19 protein-coding genes are annotated in these 20011 nt (G+C 73.6%); 9 read left to right on the plus strand and 10 right to left on the minus strand.

The genetic code is table 11. The features are described 5' to 3' along the window. Positions 1–193 precede the first annotated feature (193 nt). Both ACFYZF_RS03825 and ACFYZF_RS03830 read left to right on the plus strand, forming a co-directional pair. A complete protein-coding gene (locus ACFYZF_RS03825) occupies positions 194–487 on the plus strand; it encodes a 4a-hydroxytetrahydrobiopterin dehydratase (protein WP_387015605.1) in 294 nt (97 codons plus the stop codon). After that, positions 484–1635, plus strand: a complete 1152-nt coding sequence (locus ACFYZF_RS03830) for an FHA domain-containing protein (protein WP_387015607.1) — start codon at positions 484–486, stop codon at positions 1633–1635. Before ACFYZF_RS03825 ends, ACFYZF_RS03830 begins: the two co-directional genes overlap by 4 nt. A 226-nt stretch (positions 1636–1861) precedes the next feature. On the opposite strand, the gene rocD is transcribed toward ACFYZF_RS03830, so the two are convergent. From rocD to ACFYZF_RS03845, 3 genes are all read right to left on the minus strand, one after another. Continuing rightward, the gene (gene rocD, locus ACFYZF_RS03835; protein ID WP_387016058.1) at positions 1862–3076 is read right to left on the minus strand and encodes an ornithine--oxo-acid transaminase; all 1215 of its coding nucleotides are present in this window, start codon (positions 3074–3076) and stop codon (positions 1862–1864) included. Then, a complete protein-coding gene (gene ddaH / locus ACFYZF_RS03840; RefSeq protein WP_387016060.1) occupies positions 3076–3891 on the minus strand; it encodes a dimethylargininase in 816 nt (271 codons plus the stop codon). Before ddaH ends, rocD begins: the two co-directional genes overlap by 1 nt. Positions 3892–4230: 339 nt before the next feature. Next, a complete protein-coding gene (locus ACFYZF_RS03845; RefSeq protein WP_387015610.1) occupies positions 4231–4998 on the minus strand; it encodes a thrombospondin in 768 nt (255 codons plus the stop codon). 240 nt (positions 4999–5238) lie between these two features. On the opposite strand from ACFYZF_RS03845, the gene ACFYZF_RS03850 reads away from it, so the two are divergent. Continuing rightward, complete coding sequence (locus ACFYZF_RS03850; RefSeq protein WP_387015612.1) at positions 5239–6045, plus strand: Fpg/Nei family DNA glycosylase; 807 nt, start codon at positions 5239–5241, stop codon at positions 6043–6045. Here the strand turns inward: ACFYZF_RS03850 and ACFYZF_RS03855 are convergent. The 4 genes from ACFYZF_RS03855 to ACFYZF_RS03870 all read right to left on the minus strand — a co-directional run bounded on the left by ACFYZF_RS03855 (position 6042) and on the right by ACFYZF_RS03870 (position 11155). After that, complete coding sequence (locus ACFYZF_RS03855; protein WP_387015614.1) at positions 6042–6923, minus strand: aminoglycoside phosphotransferase family protein; 882 nt, start codon at positions 6921–6923, stop codon at positions 6042–6044. The genes ACFYZF_RS03850 and ACFYZF_RS03855 overlap by 4 nt on opposite strands. A 77-nt stretch (positions 6924–7000) precedes the next feature. Then, complete coding sequence (locus tag ACFYZF_RS03860) at positions 7001–8422, minus strand: WGR domain-containing protein (protein WP_387015616.1); 1422 nt, start codon at positions 8420–8422, stop codon at positions 7001–7003. An 84-nt stretch (positions 8423–8506) separates the two neighbouring features. Beyond that, positions 8507–9886, minus strand: a complete 1380-nt coding sequence (locus ACFYZF_RS03865) for an FAD-dependent oxidoreductase (RefSeq protein ID WP_387015618.1) — start codon at positions 9884–9886, stop codon at positions 8507–8509. Between the two features lie 120 nt (positions 9887–10006). Beyond that, the gene (locus ACFYZF_RS03870) at positions 10007–11155 is read right to left on the minus strand and encodes a glutamate--cysteine ligase (RefSeq protein ID WP_387015621.1); all 1149 of its coding nucleotides are present in this window, start codon (positions 11153–11155) and stop codon (positions 10007–10009) included. A 199-nt stretch (positions 11156–11354) separates the two neighbouring features. On the opposite strand from ACFYZF_RS03870, the gene ACFYZF_RS03875 reads away from it, so the two are divergent. The 4 genes from ACFYZF_RS03875 to ACFYZF_RS03890 all read left to right on the plus strand — a co-directional run bounded on the left by ACFYZF_RS03875 (position 11355) and on the right by ACFYZF_RS03890 (position 15476). After that, positions 11355–11642: a DUF6412 domain-containing protein gene (locus ACFYZF_RS03875; RefSeq protein ID WP_387015624.1), complete on the plus strand. Its 288-nt coding sequence runs from the start codon at positions 11355–11357 to the stop codon at positions 11640–11642. Between the two features lie 169 nt (positions 11643–11811). After that, positions 11812–12315: a YidC/Oxa1 family membrane protein insertase gene (locus ACFYZF_RS03880; RefSeq protein ID WP_387015627.1), complete on the plus strand. Its 504-nt coding sequence runs from the start codon at positions 11812–11814 to the stop codon at positions 12313–12315. Positions 12316–12378: 63 nt separating this feature from the next. Continuing rightward, the gene (locus tag ACFYZF_RS03885; RefSeq protein WP_387015629.1) at positions 12379–13797 is read left to right on the plus strand and encodes a chitinase; all 1419 of its coding nucleotides are present in this window, start codon (positions 12379–12381) and stop codon (positions 13795–13797) included. 119 nt (positions 13798–13916) lie between these two features. Further along, positions 13917–15476, plus strand: coding sequence for a cellulose binding domain-containing protein (locus tag ACFYZF_RS03890; RefSeq protein WP_387015632.1), 1560 nt, complete (start codon positions 13917–13919; stop codon positions 15474–15476). A gap of 53 nt (positions 15477–15529) precedes the next feature. On the opposite strand, the gene ACFYZF_RS03895 is transcribed toward ACFYZF_RS03890, so the two are convergent. Beyond that, positions 15530–16201: a DedA family protein gene (locus tag ACFYZF_RS03895; protein ID WP_387015634.1), complete on the minus strand. Its 672-nt coding sequence runs from the start codon at positions 16199–16201 to the stop codon at positions 15530–15532. A 212-nt stretch (positions 16202–16413) separates the two neighbouring features. Between ACFYZF_RS03895 and ACFYZF_RS03900 the strand changes: the two genes are divergently transcribed. Both ACFYZF_RS03900 and fabG read left to right on the plus strand, forming a co-directional pair. Continuing rightward, positions 16414–18066 carry an alpha-amylase family protein gene (locus ACFYZF_RS03900; RefSeq protein ID WP_387015636.1) on the plus strand — a complete coding sequence of 551 codons (1653 nt, stop codon included), beginning with the start codon at positions 16414–16416 and terminating at the stop codon, positions 18064–18066. 53 nt (positions 18067–18119) lie between these two features. After that, positions 18120–18878, plus strand: coding sequence for a 3-oxoacyl-ACP reductase FabG (fabG, locus tag ACFYZF_RS03905; protein ID WP_387015639.1), 759 nt, complete (start codon positions 18120–18122; stop codon positions 18876–18878). A gap of 105 nt (positions 18879–18983) precedes the next feature. Here the strand turns inward: fabG and ACFYZF_RS03910 are convergent, their stop codons facing one another. Beyond that, on the minus strand, positions 18984–19400 hold the full coding sequence (locus tag ACFYZF_RS03910; protein ID WP_387015642.1) for a hypothetical protein: 417 nt from the start codon (positions 19398–19400) through the stop codon (positions 18984–18986). Next, complete coding sequence (locus ACFYZF_RS03915; protein ID WP_387016062.1) at positions 19393–19788, minus strand: hypothetical protein; 396 nt, start codon at positions 19786–19788, stop codon at positions 19393–19395. Before ACFYZF_RS03915 ends, ACFYZF_RS03910 begins: the two co-directional genes overlap by 8 nt. Positions 19789–20011 lie beyond the last annotated feature (223 nt).

Here is a 20011-nt window from a genome sequence, read left to right on the forward strand (position 1 = left end):
TGGGCCGGGCGGCGGTGTGTGGCTGCCCGGCCGGGCCGCGGGCCAGCGTAGCGGGCCGGGGCGACAGCCGTCGGTCCGTCAGCGGCCAGCTTCGCCCGCCTCCGTGCCCCGCCCAGCCTGTCCGCGCAGGTCGGCGGGGGCGGACGAGGTGGCGGGAGAGCCGGTCACCCGGCCCTGCCGGTAGGGTCGGGCCATGGCAGACGTGCTCACCGCAGAGGCGGTGCGAGACGGGCTGGGCGGCCTGGCGGACTGGACGGGGGACCCGACCGGGATCAGCCGTACCACCGAGCTGGGCAGCTTCCCGGCGGCGATCGCTGTGGTCGACCGGGTCGCCGAGGTGGCCGAGGAGCTGGACCATCACCCCGACATCGACATCCGGTGGCGGACCCTCACCTTCCGCTGCGTCACCCACTCGGCGGGTGGGGTCACCGAGCGTGACCTGGAGTTGGCGCGGCGGATCGACGACATCGTCCGGAGTGCCCGATGAGATTCGAGATCAGCAAGGTGCTCGACGCCATCGAGGGGCGGGTCTGCACCGACCCGTCGCTGGCCCGGGCCGTCCTCGACCTGGCCGAGGTGATCCGCTACCAGAACCTCGACGGCGGCCGGCCGGCGAACCTGCTGCGGCTCGGCATGGTGATCGACGCGCTCGCCCGCGACCTGGAGGAGGACAGCGTCCCGGTCTACGCGATCGTGCACCGGGCCCTGCTCTCCGACGCCGACCTGACGTCCAACGAGCGGATGGTGGTCCGCCGCTGGGCCGACGACGGCCTGGTGGAGGTGCTCGACAACCCGGGCGACCGGATGCTGGAGGTCGCCGACCTGCTCGGGCTACCGGTGCTCAGCCGGGCCCGGTTCGACGGACTGCGCGGCCGGTTCCCGTGGGTGGTCGAGCAGCCCGGCCGGGTGCTTGCCCCGGTGCCCGGCGCGGGCGGGCCGGTGTTCATCGGCCACGTCGGCGGCGGGAACGTGCCCATCGCGGGCACCCGCTCGGCGACCGGCGCGAAGCTGCTCGCCCGGCAGTGGCGCTGCCCCGAGCCGGGCTGCGCCCTGTTCGGCGGCGGCGGGGGCGGCGGCGCGTTCGCCGACCTGGCCGCGGTGGAGCGGGCCCCGGCCGGGCAGCCGCCGCCCGCCCTGCGCGGCGGGGTGCCGACCTGCCCACGGCACGGGGCCCGGCTCGGCGACGCCGGGCCGCGCCCGCGTACCGAGGTGCTGGCCGTGCGCGTCGGCGGGCTGATCCGCCGTCGGTTCGTGCTCACCGAGGGGCAGTCGGTGCTGGTCGGGCGTGCGCCGGAGCAGCAGGGCGGGATCGTGCTCGGCCAGTGGCTCAACGACGAGGCGCGGCGCTGGATCAGCCGCGGCCACGTCCGGTTCGAGCTGCGGGTCGGCGAGGTGATCGTCACCGACGTCAGCACCAACGGCTCGGGCATCCGCCCGTCCGGGTCGATGGCCGAGCCGGACCGGATTCCGCTGAAGCCGCAGCAGTCCCGGGTGCTCTCCGCCAACGACATGGTCGAGCTGTACCCGGGGGTGCAGATCGGCCGCGCCGACGAGCTTCCGACGGGTGCCCCGTTCACCCCCACCTCGGTGATGGCCGAGGCCCCCACCATGGCGATGCGTCTGCCCCGGCCCTGACCCGGGCCGCCTCGGCGGGCGGGGGGGGGGGGGGGGGGGGGGGGGGGGGGGGGGGGGGGGGGGGGGCCCCGCGGCGGGGGGGGGGGGGGGCGGGGCCCCCCCCCCCGCCCGCCCCCCCCCCCGGGCGCCCCCCCCCCCCCCCCCCCCCCCCCCCCCCCCCGGCGGGCCCCCCGGCGGGGGGGGGGGGCCCGGGGCCCCCCCCCCCCGCCGTCGTCGTACGAGAGGATCAGCCGGCCAGCACGGCGGCGAGCTGGGCCACGGCGTGGTCGATCTCCTCGGCGGTGATCACCAGCGGCGGGGCCAGCCGGAGCGTCGAGCCGTGGGTGTCCTTGGCCAGCACGCCCCGCTCCATCAGCCGCTCGCAGGCCTGCCGGCCGGTCATCAGCGCCGGGTCGATGTCCAGGCCGGCCCACAGGCCCCGGCCCCGGACGGCGACCAGCCCCTTGCCGACCAGCGACCGGAGGCCGGCGTGCAGCCGCTCGCCCAGCTCCGCCGAGCGGCGCTGGAACTCGCCGGTGGCCAGCAGCCGGACCACCTCGGTGGCGACGGCGCAGGCCAGCGGGTTGCCGCCGAAGGTGGAACCGTGCTGGCCCGGCTTCAGCACCCCCAGCACGTCGGCGTTCGCGGCGACCGCGGAGACCGGCACGATGCCGCCGCCGAGCGCCTTGCCCAGCAGGTACATGTCGGGCACCACGCCCTCGTGCCCGCAGGCGAAGGTGGTGCCCGTCCGGCCCAGGCCGGACTGGATCTCGTCGGCGACGAGGAGCACGTTGCGCTCGGTGCAGACCCGGCGTACGCCCGGCAGGTAGCCCTCCGGCGGCACCACCACACCCTGCTCGCCCTGGATCGGCTCCAGCAGCACGGCGACGGTGTTCTCGTCGATGGCGGCGGCCAGCGCCTCCAGGTCGCCGTACGGGACCACCGTGAAGCCCGGGGTGTACGGCCCGAAGTCCGCGCGCGCGTCCTCGTCGGTGGAGAAGCTGACGATGGTGGTGGTGCGGCCGTGGAAGTTCCCCTCGGCCACCACGATGTTCGCCTGCCCGGCCGGCACGCCCTTGACCTGGTAGCCCCACTTGCGGGCCACCTTGATCCCGGTCTCCACCGCTTCGGCGCCGGTGTTCATCGGCAGCACCAGGTCCTTGCCGCACAGCTCGGCCAGCTCGCGGCAGAAGTCGGCGAACTGGTCGTGGACGAACGCCCGGCTGGTCAGGGTCAGCTTGTCGAGCTGCGCGTGCGCGGCGGCGATCAGCTGCGGGTGCCGGTGTCCGAAGTTGAGCGCGGAGTAGCCGGCGAGGCAGTCCAGGTAGCGCCGGCCGTCCACGTCGGTGAGCCAAACTCCCTCGGCGGAGGTGATCACCACCGGCAGCGGGTGGTAGTTGTGCGCGGTGAAACGCTCCGCGTCCCGGACCGCGCCCGGCGTCCGCAGCCTGTCATCCACGATCAATTGCTCGCCTTTCCCTGACGGAGCCGCAACGTGCAGCACTTCGGTCCACCGCCGGCCTTGCGCAGCTCGGACAGGTCGACACCGATGGTCTCGTAGCCCCGGTCGCGCAGCTTCGCGGCCAGGTCGGTGGCCTGCGCGGGCAGCACCACGTGCCGCCCGTCGCCGACCGCGTTCAGGCCCAGCACCTCGGCGTCGGCCATGGTGGCGTGGACCGCGTCCGGGAAGAGCCGGCGCAGCGCGGCCTGGCTGCCGGGCGAGAACGCCTCCGGCAGGTACGCCACGGTCCGCTCGTCGAGCACGGTCAGCGCGGTGTCCAGGTGGTAGAAGCGCGGGTCGACGAGTTGCATGGTGACCACGGGGTAGCCGAACACCTCCTGCAACTGGGCGTGCGACGCGTGCGCGGTGCGGAACCCGGTGCCGGCCAGCAGGACGTCGCCGACCAGCAGGATGTCGCCCTCGCCCTCGTTGACGTGCTTCGGGTCGTACACCTCGAAGCCGGCGGCCTCGAACCAGGCCCGGTAGGCGGGGGCCTCGTCGGCGCGCTGCGGGTCGCGGAACTGCACGGCCATCGCCCGGCCGTCGATCACGGTGCCGCCGTTGGCGGCGAAGACCATGTCGGGCAGGCCGGGCAGCGGGGCGATCTCCTCGACCGTGTGGCCCAACTCGCGGTAGATCCCGCGCAGCTCCTCCCACTGCCGGATCGCCAGGTCGGCGTCGACCGGTGCGGTGGGGTCCATCCACGGGTTGATCGCGTAGTCGACGGCGAAGTACGTCGGCCGGCACATCAGCAAGCGCTGGCTGGTGGCGTCCATCGTCATTGTCCTGCTCCCAGGGGTCGGGCGCGCCCCGGCCACCTTCGGCCCACGGGGCTGGCGCCGTGGCCCAACCGTATGCGGCCGGCACCGACGACATCCACCGGTGGAACTTGCGTCGACCGACTGATCATTGCGTATAGCAGGACCCGCCCGACGATTCGTTGCGCAGACCCGCTCCTCGATCAGCACTCACCCCCGGCCGTGGGGCGAGTCGAGGCCGGACGCGCTTCGGGGGGCGGCGAACCGCCGCCCCCCGAAAGAGGATGTGCCCGGCTGGTGAACCACCAGACTGGTCGGGCTGGGCCGGCGAACCGCCGGCGGAGATCAAAGTGCCCGTCAGAACCGGTCGACAAACTGTGAGTCGAGCCACTCACGGAGCCGTTGCACCCAGTCGCCGTCCGTGGTCGGCCAGTCGAACTGGCCGGTCATCGCCAGCACGCCGAGGACCACGGCGGCGATGCCGAAGGCCATGCCGAGCAGGGCGTCGGTCTTGCCGGCGATGTGCCGGCGCCGGGTGGCGAGCAGGCCGAACACGGACAGCACCCCGCCGAGCACGCCGACCGCGATGCCGTACCCGGCGAGGGTTCCGGTCAGCACGGCGAGCGCCCCGGCGACGCCGACGATCAGGCCGAGGGTGGCGAGCAGGCTCGCGCGCGGCTTCGGCCCGACCGCCACCGCCACCGGCTCCGGCTCCGGCCGGGTCTCGCTGCCGGCCGTGGTGCGGTCCACCGGTGCCGAAAGTCCGGCGGTACGGTCCCCGTCGAGGGCTGGTTCCTTGGTGGGAGAGCCGGTCGTGGTGGGGGTGGTGGCCGCGCGGGCGGTCGCGGCGCGGGCGATGGCTCCCCGCTCCGCCGCCTGTCGCTCCGCCGCCTGTCGCTCCGCGGCAGGGGCCCGCTCGCCGTCGCTGACGGTCGTGCTGCTGCGGTACGTCGCCTGCTCGTCGTCGCGGTCGGCGAGCACCGGCCGCCCGTTGGGGCGGCTGCCAGTGTCCGTCGCGACGGCCCTCTCGAAGCCGTCGGCGTGGCTGTCGACGTGGCCGTCGCCGTTGCTGTCGTGCGTCGTCGCCGGCTCGCTCCGGCCCGACAACAGCGAAGGAATCTTCACCTCATCACCTCCTGGTCAGTGCGTGATGCCTGGGAAGCGTCAGTGGCAGCCACGCGGTAACACCCCCGAGGTACCCAACCGTCGAGCCGCCGACACCCCCTGTCACCCGACAAGGGCGGCCCACATCAGCTCCACAGACGCCGGCACGAAGCCGCCCCGGCCCCGGCCCCGGTCCACGGATCGGGGTCGCACGCCCGGCGGTCAGCACGCCCGGCGGGTGGGGGAGCTACCGTTGCGGGCGTGCCAGAGGGACACACCATTCACCGCCTCGCCGCCCGGCACGCCGGGTTGTTCGCCGGCGACAAGGTGCAGGCCGCCAGCCCGCAGGGCCGCTTCGCCGAGGGCGCGGCCCGGCTGTCCGGCACCGTCCTGGACGGCACCGAGGCGTACGGCAAGCACCTGCTGCACCACTACGCGCACGAGTTGACCCTGCACGTGCACCTCGGCCTGTACGGCAAGTTCGCCGACGGGCCGGGCGAGCCGCCGCCGCCCGTCGGCCAGGTGCGGCTGCGGCTGACCAGCGACGCCCACTGGCTGGATCTGCGCGGCCCCACCGCCTGCGAGCTGCTCACCCCGCCCGAGGTGGCGGCGCTGCGCGACCGGCTCGGCCCCGACCCGCTGCGCGTCGACGCCGACCCGTCCCGCGCGTACACCCGGATCTCCCGCAGCCCGACCCCGCTCGCGGCGCTGCTGCTCGACCAGTCGGTGGTGGCCGGCACGGGGTTGATCTTCGTCACGGAGGCGCTGTTCCGGGCCGGCCTGCCGCCGCTGCTGCCCGGCCGGACGCTGACCCCGGCGCGCTGGCGGGAGCTGTGGGCGGACCTGGTGGACCTGATGACCAGGGCCGTCGAGGTGGGCCGGATCGACACCGTCCGGGACGCCCACCTGCCGGAGGCCACCGGCCGGGCGCCCCGGGTGGACCGGCACGGCGGCGAGGTGTACGTCTACCGCCGCCCCGGCCAGCCCTGTCACGTCTGCGGCGACGAGGTGCGCCGGGGCACGCTGACCGGCCGCAACCTCTACTGGTGCCCCACCTGCCAGCGCTAGCCCAGTTCCGCGAGCCAGCGGGCCGTCTCGATCTGGTGGCCGAACACCGCGTCCCCGGCGACGCTCCAGGCCAGGGTGTGCCCGATCGCCCAGCCCCGGACCCGCTCCGCGTCCAGGCCCAGCTCGGCGGCGAGCCGGCCCAGCCGGTGCCGTACCGCCGCCGGGGAGTGGCCCAGCTCCTGCCCCCGGACGATCGCCACCGCCCCGAACTCGCGCTCGCCGGCCAGCGGCTTCGGGTCGATCACCAGCCACGGTTCCCGGGTGGCCCGCAACACGTTGCCGGCGTGCAGGTCCTGGTTGACCAGCACCTGCTCGCCCTGCGTGCCGATCAGCTCGGCGAGCCGGCCGAGCGCGGCGTCCAGCAGCCGCCGCTCGTACGGCCGGCCGGCCCGTTCCCAGTCCGCCGGCATCCGCTCGATCCAACCCGCCGCCTCCTCGGCCAGCGGGGTGAACGGCGCGCCGGCCGGCTGCCAGAGCCGGGGCAGCAGCCCGGCGACCACGTCCAGCGCCTCGTCCGGCGGCAGGGCGTGCAGCGGCGTGCCCGGGGCGCAGCGCTCCACCAGCAGCGCCCGCCGGCCCGGGTCGTGCCCGAGCAGCCGGACCGCCCCGTCGCCCGCCCAGTGCGCCAGGGCGGTGGCCTCATGCGTGCTGTCGGCGTCCGGGTACTGGAGCTTGAGCACCGCCCGGGTGCCGTCGGGCAGCTCGACCGGCAACGCCAGCGAGGCGAACGCGGACGGGAACGGCGGGCCGGACAGTCGCAGCCCCCACCCGTCGACGCACTCCGCCACCCGGCCCGGCAGCGCCGCGAGCCAGGCCCGGCCGGCCGGGACGCGTTCGGTCCAGCGCAGCCCTTCGGGGATTTCCAGCCGCACGCCCATCGGACCATCCTCGACCCGACCGGCCGGTCGGCACCACCGGTTAATGCCCGCCACCGCCTGGAACAGGAAGAGCCCGCTCAGCGAAGCCGACGGATGTCGCCGTAGGCCCGGTAGAAGCCGCCCCGGCCCGCCGGGCGGACCTCGGTGATCAGGTAGCGCGCCCCCGCCTCGCGGATGCCCTTGGGGAACTGCACCGACCAGTCGCGGTGGTAGCCGTCGGAGAGGACGTGGACGCGCAGCCGGCCGCCCTCGTCGACGCACTGCACCACCACGCCGTCCCGCTCCTCGGTGGTGACCTCCACCGTGGTCCAGGCCGCCGGCTCGGGCAGCCGGGCCGGGGCCTTGACGTCCACCACCTCCGGTACGCTGCCCGCCTCGGCGGCCCGGATCGCCGGCTCGCTCGCGTCGACGCAGGCCAGGTAGCCCCCGGTGGTGACCACGTAGAGCCGCTCGTCGTGGTACTGCATCGAGTATGCCGAGCCGCAGCCGGTGCCGAGCTTCCACAGCCGGTTGCCGGCCGCGTCGAAGCAGTAGATGGAGGACTGGTTGTCGCCGGCGAAGACGTACCGGCCGTCCTCGGCGGCGGCGCAGGAGAAGACCGCGGCGTCGCAGCGGTACGTCCGCTCGGCGTGCCCGTCCTTGCGCAGCCGCACCACCTCGCGGGTGCCGGTGCCGGCGAACACGGCGTCGCGCTCCTGCCAGCCGAAGAGCACCGAGCCGGTGCGGGTGTGCCACAGCTCCCGCCCGGTGCGCCAGTCGTAGCCGGTCACCCCCTGGGAGTGGCCCTGGTAGAGCGCGTCGGCGTCGCAGCGGACCATCCACCCGCCCCGGCCGCGCCCCTGCCGTCGCCAGAGGAACTCGTCCTCGTGGTCGATCGCGGCGATCCCGCCGCCGGCGTCGGAGACGCCCAGCACCCCGTCGTGGATGTCCAGCCAGTAGATGTCGATGTCCGGGGCGATCGCGTACGCCGCCCGGGGCACCTTGCCGGAGAGGTCGTAGACGTTGCCGTCGTCGCAGCCCGCGTAGATCCAGGCGTCGTCGGCGACGATGCACTTCACCCCGTCGGGGAGCCGGACCTGGTTGAGCAGCCGGGCGTCGTGGTCGAGGGTGGTGATCACCCCGTGCTCGTTGCCGACCATGCAGTGCCGCCCGTCGACGAAGATGCCGAACGCGGGCGCGCCCGAGGCGTACCGCCACAGCACCGGGGCGGTCCGGGCGGTCGAGCGGGTGCTGACGATCTGGCGGCGGGAGACGGGCCGCTTCTGGCGGGCGCCGAACACCGCCGGGGCGTACCCCTTGCGGACCTTCTCCCCGATCTTCTTCGCGGCGGCGGCGCGGGCGCGGAGGTTGTCCGGGTATGCCGTGGTCTTCACCTGGCCCTGGTCGCCGATCCGGCCGTAGCGCACGGTCAGCGCGGTGTCGTCCACCACCACCTCGTAGAACTTGTGCGCCGCACCGTCCGATTCGGACAGTTCGAGGTAGGTCGTCTCCTGCGACATGGGATCGCCTTTCGGGGGGAAGAGCGCCGGACCCGGCACCACGACAGCGGGCACACGCTAACCGCTACCCCCGACAGAAACGGTCTATCCCCGGCTGCGGTCGAGGGCGTCGACGGCCTTGCGGGCCGCGATCAGCACCGGGTCCCAGACGGGCGCGTACGGCGGGGCGTAGCCGAGGTCGAGGGCGGTCATCTCGTCCACCGTCATGCCGTTCCACAGCGCCACGGCCAGGGTGTCGATCCGCTTGGCCGCCTCCGACCAGCCGACGATCTGCGCGCCGAGCAGCCGCCCGCTGGGGCGCTCGGCGATCAGCTTCACCGTCATCGGCCGCGCCCCCGGGTAGTACCCGGCCCGGTTCGTCGACTCGGCCACCACCGAGACGAACTCGAAGCCGCTGGCCGTGGCGTCCCGCTCGCGCAGGCCGGTGCGCCCCACCTCCAGCTCGCAGACCTTCGTCACGGCCGTGCCGATCACCCCGGGGAAGGTCGCGTATCCGCCGCCGAGGTTGATCCCGGCGACCCGGCCCTGCTTGTTGGCGTGGGTGCCGAGCGGGACGTGCACCGGCAGGCCGCTGACCAGGTGCAGGCTCTCCACGCAGTCGCCGGCCGCCCACACCCCCGGCGCCCCGACCACCCGCATCCGCCGGTCCACCCGGAGCCCACCGGAGGGGCCGACCGGCAGGCCGGCGGCCTCGGCGAGGGCGGTGTTGGGGCGTACCCCCAGGCCCAGGACCACGACATCGGCCGGCACCGGCCCGTCGTCGGTGACCACCGCGGACACCCGGCCGTCGCGCTGGTCGAGCCCGGTCACCCCCACGCCGGTACGGATGTCGATGCCGATGCCGCGCATGGCCGTCGCGACGAGAGCGGCCATGTCCGGGTCGACGGTCGCCATCGGCTGGTCGGCCTTCTCGACCAGGGTGACCGACAGCCCGCGCTGGACCAGCGCCTCGGCCATCTCCACCCCGATGTAGCCGCCGCCGACCACCACCGCCCGCCGGGGCGTCGGGTCGCCGTCCAGCCAGTCGCGCAGGGCCCCGGCGTCGTCGAGGGTCTGCACGCCGAAGACGCCGCCCATGTCCGTGTCGGCCCAGCCGGGTGTCGTCGGCACCGCTCCGGCGGCGTACATCAGGTCGTCGAACCCCTCGCGGACCTCGCCGCCGCGGTCGAGGTCACGGGCGACCACCTCCCGGCGGTCCAGGTCGATCGCGGTGACCTCGTGTCGCAGCCGGACGTCGATGTCGAACTCGTCGCGGAAGGTGGCCGGGGCTCGGGCGACGAGCTGGTCCCGATCCGTGACCAGCCCGCTGATCCAGTACGGGATGCCGCACGCCGAGTACGAGGTGTGGTGCCCCCGCTCGAAGGCCACGATCTCCAGGTCCGACCGGTCGCGGCGACGCCGCGCCTGGGAGGCCGCCGCCATGCCGGCGGCGTCCCCGCCGATGACGATCAACCGTTGCGCCACGCCGACCATCCTGTCACGCCACGCCCCCGGCGGAGCCCGTCCCGCCGCGCCGCCCACCCGACCCCGCCGCGCCCGGCCGCCCGCGCGGTCCCGCGCCCGGCCGCCCGGGTGGCCGGGCGCTCAGCCACGGGTCTGGCGGGCCACGTCCCGCACCACGTCGACCAGGCTTCCGGTGCGGGAGAAGACCGCCCGCTGCCGGGCCGCCCCGGTGCCGTGCCGACGCAGCCCACCGAGCAGGTCGGTCACCTCGGCCAGGTCGCCGTGCCGCTCCAACTCGGGGCGGAGCCGCTCGACGAGCCGGCCCAGCAGCTCCCACGCCGGGCGCAGCTCGCCGTCGGTCAGGTCCACCCCGTCGCCCTCCAGCCCGTCGTGGGCGGCCCGCCAGTGCGCGGCGACCAGCAGGTGGTGGTCGGTGCGCACCGGCGGCCGGCCCTCGGCGATGTCGGTCATCGCGCTGGCCACCAGGGCCCGGACCAGGGCGGCGACCAGCACGGCATCGTCCACCGACGGGCAGACGTCGCCGATGCGGAGCTCCACCGTCGGGTACTTGGCCGACAGCCGGGCGTACCAGTAGAGCATCCCCTCGTCGAGCATCACGCCGCTGGCGATGAGCTGCCGGATCAGCCGCTCGTAGTGCTCGTGCGATTCCAGGTACGGCGTCGGCGCCACCGACGGCCACCGCTCCCACTCCACGGATCGCCAGCTCGCGTAGCCGGTGTCCACACCGGCCGAGAACGGGGAGTTGACCGTCGCCGCGTGCAGGATCGGCAGCCAGGGCCGGACGTGGTTGAGCACCTGTACGCCGGTCTCGGGGTCCGGCACCCCGACGTGAACGTGCATGCCGTTGTTGCCGGGGCCGGGCACCAGCAGCCGGAACCGCTCGATCATCCGGTCGAAGCGGGGCTTGTCGACCACCGGCGGCACCGGGCCGTCGACCGGTCCGGTGCCGATGGCCAGTACCCGTACGCCGGCCCGCTCGGCCGCCTCGGACAGCGCCCGGCGCAGCATCCCCAGGGAGTGCCGGATCGACGACAGCTCCAGCCCCGGCGGGCTGCCGATCTCGATCTGGCTCGTCTGGAACTCGCGCTCGACCTGGCCGCGCAGCTCGGCCGGCACCTGCTCCATCACCAGGTCGACGGCCGGCACGGCGGTGCCGGTGTGCGGGTCGACGAGCAGGAACTCCTCCTCGACGCCGACGGTGAGCAGGCCGGTGCCGCCCGGGGCCACGTTCGGTTCCCGCTGCACCACTGAACCGCTCATCGTCCTCACCGTCCGTTTCCGTGCCGGCCGCGGCGCTGTGCCGCGACGTGACCGGCCAATACCCGCAGTGTCGGTGCGGGGAAACTCCGCCGCCCGCGTGTCGCCCGCCGGCACGCCGCTCGCGTTCCGCATCCCCGTTGCCGGGCCCCGCGTTCCGGGGAGGAACGTTCCGCCCTTCGGGGTGGACGGTGGGGCCTAGGGGAATCGCGTGGGCGGGTTGCTGGTGACGGTGACGGGGATGTGGGCGTACGCGCTCACCCACCTGATCGTGCTCGCGGACCGCCCGGCCGAGCTGCTGGCCGGGGCGGCCGTGGCCGCCGCCGTGCTGCTGGCCGGGCGCCCCGGGCTGGCGGCCGGCCCGCCGGCCAGGGCCGCCAGGCACGGCGCCGGCCTGCGGGAACGCGCCCGGCGTCGGGGTGTTCCCCGGCAGGTCGACCCGGACGCCGCCGGCCGTCCCCGACCCCGCGCGCCCGGACCGGGCCCCGCGGCCGGGTAGCCTCCCGGGCCGCGCCGGCTTCCGTCGGCGTCGGCCCCCCCGGGGCGACGACGGGCATTCCCCGTCGGCGTCGCCCCCCGCCATCAGGTCGCCTCCGCCGTCGTCCGTCCCGCCGCGCGCCCGTTTCCGGGCCGGTCGGGACATCCGGAACCGGACCGAGGGGTCACCCATGCTCGCCTTCGCACCGCTGCGCGGCGCGGTCGGCACCGCCGCCGTCACCTGGCTCGCCGACACGCTGCACCCGCTGACCGGCGGGGCCGCCACGGCCGTCGCCATAGTCCTGTTCACCGTCGCCGTCCGCCTGCTGGTCTCGCCGCTCACCCTGGCCCAGGTGCGCGGGGAGCGGCGCCGCGCGGTCCTCGCCCCGCAGGTCCGCGACCTGCAACGCCGGTACGCCGACGACCCGGCCCGGTTGCGGAGCGAACTGTTCGGGCTCTACCGGTCGGCCGGGGCGAGCCCGGTCGCCGGCTGCCTGCCGGCCCTGCTCCAGGCCCCGTTCTTCCTGATCATGTACCGGCTGTTCAGCACGGACGACGGCGTGGACGGCGGCGGAGCAGGCGGTGTTGCGTCGCCCCCGAGCGGCACCCGTCGAGGTTCGTTGACCGCCGATCGGACCTCGGCGGACGACCGGGTCCGGTCGATGCCGCATCTCCCTCTGGACAGAAACAGTTAATAGTCCTAATAATAAGCGCCAACGTTGATGAGTGTGAATGCCCGTCCGGGCGTGGAGGGTTGCATGAAGCGTTCCCGATCCCTTGTCATGGCCCTGGTGACGGCGCTGGCCGCGACCGTCGGAGCGGCCTGGGTGGCACTGCCGGCGTTCGCCGCCGGGGCCACCGCGAACTTCGTCAAGACCTCCGACTGGGGGTCCGGCTGGGAGGGCAAGTACACGATCACCAACGGCGGCGCCACCGCCATCTCCGCGTGGACCGTCACCTTCGACCTACCGGCCGGCACCACCGTCGGCAGCTACTGGGACGCCCTGCTGACCAGCTCCGGCCAGCGGTACACCTTCACCAACCGCTCCTGGAACGGCGGCATCGCCCCCGGCGGGTCGACGTCGTTCGGCTTCCTCGCGACCGGCTCCGGCAGCCCGACCAACTGCCAGCTCAACGGCGCCCCCTGCGGCGGCGGCCCCACCCCGACGACCCCGCCGCCGACCACCCCGCCGCCGACGACCCCGCCCCCGACCACGCCGCCGCCGACCACCCCGCCCCCGACGACCCCGCCCCCGACCACCGCCCCGCCCACCGGCAACCTGCCGAAGCACATGCTCACCGGCTACTGGCACAACTTCGACAACCCGGCGGTCGAGCTGCGGCTGCGCGACGTCCCCGCCGAGTACGACCTGGTCGCGGTCGCCTTCGCCGAGGCCACCGGCACCCCCGGGGCGGTCACCTTCGCCGTCGATCCCGGCCTGTCCGCCGCCCTCGGCGGCTACACCGACGCCGACTTCACCGCCGACGTGCAGACCCTGCGCTCGCGCGGCAAGAAGGTCATCCTCTCCGTCGGCGGCGAGACCGGTCGGGTCGCGGTCAACGACGCCGCCTCGGCCACGGCCTTCGCCAACACCACCTACGCCCTCATCCAGCGGTACGGCTTCGACGGCGTCGACATCGACCTGGAGAACGGGCTCAACCCGACGTACATGGCCCAGGCGCTGCGCGCCCTGCGGGCCAAGGTCGGGACCGGCCTGATCATCGCGATGGCCCCGCAGACCATCGACATGCAGAACCCGGCCGGCGGTTACTTCAAGCTCGCCCTGGACATCCGGGACATCCTCACCGTGGTCAACACCCAGTTCTACAACTCCGGGGCGATGCTCGGCTGCGACCAGAACGCCGCGTACGGCCAGGGCACGGTGAACTTCATCGTCGCGCTCGCCTGCATCCAGTTGGAGGCCGGGCTGCGCCCCGACCAGGTCGGGCTCGGCCTGCCCGCCGGTCCCGGCGCGGCCGGTGGCGGCGTCGTCGCCCCGAGCGTGGTCAACGCCGCCCTCGACTGCCTGGCGAAGGGCACCAACTGCGGCAGCTTCCGCCCGCCGCGCACCTACCCGGGCATCCGGGGCGCGATGACCTGGTCGGTCAACTGGGACGTCAGCAACGGCAACGGCTTCGCCCGCACCGTCAAGCCGCACCTGTCCACCCTGCCCTGACCCGCCCGCACCACCCCGTACCACCGCCCCCGCACCACCGCCGGCCCGCCCTGCGCGGGCCGGCGGTCCCGCCCGCCCCCCTCGGGCGGAAACCCCCACCACCGGTCCCTGGAGGCCACGTGAAACTCCGGTCCCCCCGCGCGGCGACGTTCGCCGCCGCGTTCGCCGCCGCCGTCGTCGCGGCCACCCTCGTGGCCCCGCCGGCCGCGTCGGCGGCCACCGCAGCCTTCGTCCGCACCTCGAGCTGGAGCAGCGGGTACGAGGCGAAGTTCACCGTCACCAACAACACCTCGGCCAGCATCGGCTCCTGGAACGTCCAGTTCGACCTGCCCGCCGGCAGCTCGCTCGGCACCTTCTGGGACGCCACGATGACCACCGCCGGCCAGCGCGTGACCGCCGTCAACAAGTCCTGGAACGGCGCCCTCGCCCCGGGCGCCAGCACGTCGTTCGGGTTCGTCGTCGCCGGCACCGGCGACCCGACCAACTGCACCGTCAACGGCGCCTCCTGCACCGGCGGCGGCAACCCCGGCGGCCCGGCCACCCCGGGCGGGCTGCGGGTCACCGGCACCACCGACGCCTCGGTCTCGCTGGCCTGGAACGCCGTGTCCGGCACGGTCACCGGCTACCGGGTGTACGAGGGCACCACCGTCAAGGCCACCCTTCCCGGCACCTCGACGACGGTGTCCGGGCTGACCGCCTGCTCCGCGCACAGCTACACCGTGGCGGCGTACAACTCCTCGGGCGAGTCGGCGAAGTCGCCGGCAGTCTCCGCCACCACCACCGGTTGCAGCGGCGGGAACGCCCCGATGGCCGCCGCGCCGTACCTCTACCCGGGCTGGGGCGACCCGCCCGCGCCGTCGACGGTGATGGGTGCGACCGGGATCAAGTGGTTCACCATCGCGTTCGTCCTCTCCGGCGGCGGCTGCACCCCGGCCTGGGACGGCAGCGGCCCGCTCACCGGCGGCGCGCACGCCAACACCATCGCCGCGATCCGGGCCGCCGGGGGCGACGTCATCCCGTCCTTCGGCGGGTGGAGCGGTAACAAGCTCGGCCCGAACTGCTCGTCGGCCAGCGCCCTGGCGGCGGCGTACCAGCAGGTGATCAACGCGTACGGGCTCAAGGCGATCGACATCGACATCGAGAACAGCGACGAGTTCGAGAACGAGGCGGTGCAGGACCGGATCCTCGGCGCGCTGAAGATCGTCAAGCAGAACAACCCCGGGATCAAGACGATCGTCACCTTCGGCACCACGACCACCGGGCCGTCGTACTACGGCATTCGGCTGATCAACCAGGCCGCCGCGCTCGGGGCGAACATCGACACGTTCACGATCATGCCGTTCGACTTCGCCGGCGGCGCGAACATGTACCAGAGCACCGTCAACGCGGCCGAAGGACTGAAGAACGCGCTGAAGACCGCCTTCGGCTGGTCCGACGCCGCCGCGTACACGCACATGGGCATCTCCGGCATGAACGGCCTGTCCGACCAGCAGGAGCTGACCTCCCCGGCGACCTGGACGCAGATCCGCGACTGGGCGAAGGCCCGCAGCCTGTCCCGGTTCACCTTCTGGGCCGTCAACCGCGACCGGCCGTGCGCCGGCGGGGGAGTGGTGGCCCACTGCTCCGGCATCGCCCAGAACACCTGGGAGTTCACCAGCATCACCGCCCAGTACAACTGAGCAGTATCGCCGACGCAGCAGTACCGCCCCGGCACGGCCGGGCGGGCGTGCGGTCAGCGGCCGGTGGTCATCGACTGCCGGTCGCGCCGCGCGCGGCGGCGGCGCACCTTCTTCACCGCCCAGCTCAGGATCATCACGCCGAAGACGGCGAAGATCGCGTAGTTGAACCAGCTGCTGTACTGGTCCACTTCCTCCCAGCGCGACCCGAGTGCGAAGCCGGCGCCGACGATCAGCGCGTTCCACACCCCGCTGCCCAGCGTGGTCAGCAGGACGAACTCGACCAGCGGCATCCGGTTCGCCCCGGCGGGGATGGAGACCAGGCTGCGCACCACCGGCACCACCCGGCCGATCAGCACGGCCCACCGGCCGTGCCGCTCGAACCATCGGTCGGCCTTCTCCAGATCGTCCCGGTCGACCAGTGGGATGTGGTCCAGCCATCGCTTGAGCCGGTCCTCGCCGACGGCCGCGCCGAGCCAGTAGAGCACCAGCGCGCCGACCACCGAGCCGACCGTCGCGGCAACCACGATGAGGACGAGGTTGAACCGGCCCTCGGCCGCGAGGTAGCCCGCCATGGCCAGCACGATCTCGCTCGGGATCGGCGGGATGATGCTCTCCAGGGCGACCAGCGCGGCCACCCCGACCGCGCCGAGCGAGTCGATCACACTGGCCACCCACCCGGTCAGCCCGGTGAACTGCGACGGATCGACGTTCTGGGCGAGGGCCATGGTTGTCCTTCCGCGGGCCGCCGGGGGGATCGGAAGGTGATACCCAGTTCGGAGGCGATCACACCTGCCGGTGATCGGGGGTCCGCCGACCCGGCCCCGGCGCGGACCAACCCCGGCGCGGACCAGCCCCGAGGCGGGCGGCGTTCGCGTTCTCCGTGAGCCGGAATCCGTTCGCGTTTGCCGGGAGCCGGAATCGGAGAAGGTACGTCGGCATGGGTGACAGGTGGTACTCCGAGGCGGTCGTCTACTGCCTTGACATTGACACGTACGCGGACTCCGACGGTGACGGGGTCGGCGACATCCGTGGCCTCATCGGCCGGCTCGACTACCTGGCCCGGCTGGGGGTGACCTGCCTGTGGCTGCACCCGATCCACCCGTCGCCGAACAAGGACGACGGCTACGACGTCACCGACTTCTACAACGTGGACCCCCGCTTCGGCACCCTCGGTGACTTCGCCGAGCTGCTGCACCAGGCGCAGAACCGGGGCATCCGGGTGATCATCGACCTGGTGGTCAACCACACCTCGGACGAGCACCCGTGGTTCCAGTCCGCCCGGTCCTCGCCCGACTCGCCGTACCGGGACTGGTTCGTCTGGTCCGACCACGAGCCGGACGACCGGCACCAGGGCATGGTCTTCCCGGGCGAGCAGAAGGAGACGTGGAGCTACGACCGGACCGCCAAGGCCTGGTACTACCACCGGTTCTACAAGTACCAACCCGACCTGAACTTCAACAACCCCCAGGTCCGCGCCGAGGTCAAGAAGATCGTCTCGTTCTGGCTCCAGCTCGGCGTCTCCGGGTTCCGGATGGACGCGGTGCCGTTCATCATCGAGCTGACCGAGCCGGGGAACCCGAACTCGCCGAAGGACTTCGAGTACCTCACCGAGCTGCGCCAGCACGTCCAGTGGCGGCGCGGCGACGCCGTCCTGCTCGCCGAGGCCAACGTGGAGCCCGACCAGCTCCCCACCTTCTTCGGCGACGGCAGCGGCTCCGGAAACCGGATCCACATGCTCTTCGACTTCATGCTCAACGGCCGGCTCGTGCTCGCACTGGCCCGTCAGGACCCGGAGCCGGTGATCGAGGCGCTGCGGGACACCCCGATCCTGCCCACCGGCGGGCAGTGGGCCACCTTCCTGCGCAACCACGACGAGATCGACCTGTCCCGGCTCACCACCGAGCAGCGCAACCAGGTGTACGCCGAGTTCGGCCCCGACGAGGACATGCGGATCTACGACCGGGGCATCCGCCGCAGGCTCGCCCCGATGCTCGGCAACGACCGGCGGCGCGTCGAGCTGGCGTACGCGCTCCAGTTCTCGCTGCGCGGCACGCCGGTGCTGCGCTACGGCGAGGAGATCGGGATGGGCGAGGACCTCTCGCTGCCCGGCCGGGAGGCGATCCGTACCCCGATGCAGTGGTCGTACAAGCCGAACGCCGGCTTCTCCACGGCCGACCCGGAGAAGCTGGTCCGCCCGGTGATCGACAAGGGCGACTTCTCGTACGAGAAGGTCAACGTCACCGCCCAGCGCGGCGACCACAAGTCACTGCTGTCCTGGTTCGAGCGGATGATCCGGACGCTGCGCGAGGCGCCGGAGATCGGCTCCGGCTCGACCACCCACATCGACGTGCCGACGCCGCACGGGGTGCTCGCCCACCGCGCCGACGGCCCGACCGGGACCATGGTCTTCCTGCACAACCTCGGCACCGACGACGTCGAGGTCGACCTCGGCACGCTCGCCGACGAGGCGGACCTGCCGACGGACGTCCTCGCCGACCGCAGCTACGGCGAGGTGGGCAAGCTCGACTCGCTCAAGCTCGCCGGGTACGGCTACCGCTGGATCCGCCTCTGTCGTGGGGCCGCCTACTGACCCCGGGGGTGGGCTAGGCTCCGGTGGTCGCCGTAAGTTACCGGGAGGTAGGCATGTCCGAGGAGCAGCGGGTCGCGATCGTCACCGGGGCCGCGCGGGGGATCGGGGCGGCCACCGCCCGCCGGCTGGCCGCCGACGGACTGGCCGTCGCCGTGGTCGACATCGAGGAGTCGGCCACCAGGGACACCGTGGACGCGATCGTCGCGGCCGGCGGACGGGCCCTCGGCGTCGGCGCGGACGTCTCCGTCCGGGACCAGGTCGAGGTGGCCGTCGGGCGGGTCGCCACCGAGTTGGGCGCGCCGACGGTGCTGGTCAACAACGCGGGGGTGCTCCGGGACAACCTGCTGTTCAAGATGACCGACACCGACTGGGACACCGTCCTGGGCGTGCACCTGCGCGGCGCGTTCCTGTTCAGCCAGGCCGCCCAGAAGCACATGGTCGAGCGGAAGTGGGGGCGGATCGTCAACCTGTCCAGCACCTCGGCGCTGGGCAACCGGGGCCAGGCCAACTACGCGGCCGCGAAGGCGGGCATGCAGGGCTTCACCAAGACCCTCGCCATCGAGCTGGGCCCGTTCGGGATCACCGTCAACGCGGTCGCCCCCGGGTTCATCGTCACCGACATGACCGCCGCGACCGCCGCCCGGATGAAGGTGGACTTCGAGGCGCTCCAGAAGCACACCGAGTCGGAGATCCCGGTCCGCCGGGTGGGCCGCCCGGAGGACGTGGCCCACACCATCTCGTTCCTGGCCAGCGAGGGCGCATCCTTCGTCTCCGGCCAGGTCATCTACGTAGCCGGCGGCCCAAGGGCCTAACCCTCCCCACCCGCACCCACGAATGGCCGCTCTTTCACGGAAGGAGTGGCCATTTCGCGTCCCGTGCCCACTCCTTCCGTGAAATTGCGCGGGGGTGGGGGTGGGTCAGCGGGGGTGGGGGCGGGTGTGCCAGAGCCAGAACAGGCCGAGCACCGGGAGCACCAGTGGGATGTAGCCGTAGCCGCTGCCGAACTGGGACCAGACGGTCTCGTCCGGGAACAGTTCGGCGTCGACCAGGCTGAGGACGCCGACGCCGAGCACCCCGACCAGCTCCACGGAGCAGCAGGCCAGCGCGACCCACCGGCCCGCGTGGCCGGCCCGGGCCAGCCCCACCGCGGCCACGATGTAGATCAGCGCGGCCAGCGCCGAGAGCAGGTACGCCACCGGCGCCTCGTCGAACTTCGTGGCGATCTGCAACCCCGCCCGGGAGGTCGCGGCGATGGCGAACAGCAGGTACACGGCGATCAGCAACCGGCCCGGCCCGGAGTTGGTGGCCAGCCGGGGTGTCTCCGTCTCAACCACCGAGCGCCTCCCAGGTCTGTTGGAGCCGGACCACCACGACCGGGGTCACCAGGCAGATCGCGCAGATGATCGCCGACCCCCACCGGGTCGGCTCCATCCGGGCCAGCACCCAGGCCAGCGGCGGCAGGAAGACCAGCGTCACCACGTAACCGAAGAACGCGCCGGGCTCGCCCGGCCGCTCGCCGCCGCCGAGCGCGACCAGCGCCGCCACCGTCAGCGCGAGCAGGCCCAGTTCCAGCACGGCCAGGCCGACGAACTGCACCCGGTCCGGCGACCGGTTGCGCATCGCCGCCACCAGCGCCCACACCGCGAGTACGAGCGACAGCACGATCGTCGCCGTCGCGAGGATCCCGTCCACCGGCGAGCCGGCCGCGGCCATGCTGGTCATCGACGGCACCGGAGTCGGAGTCTCGGTCACCGGGACAGCCTACTAACCGGTGTAGTACTCACCCCGGCCCGGCCCGCCGCCACGCCCGCCGTCGGCCTGTCCGGGTCGGGTCCAGCGGTCTGGCCGTCCCGGTCCGCGGGCCTGACCTGGTCCGGTCCGGCCCCGTCGGCTGCGTCGGATCGGCCGGGCGACTAGCGTGGATCACGGCCACGGGACCGCCGTG

Source organism: Micromonospora sp. NPDC001898 (assembly GCF_042891255.1).
GTDB lineage: Bacteria > Actinomycetota > Actinomycetes > Mycobacteriales > Micromonosporaceae > Micromonospora.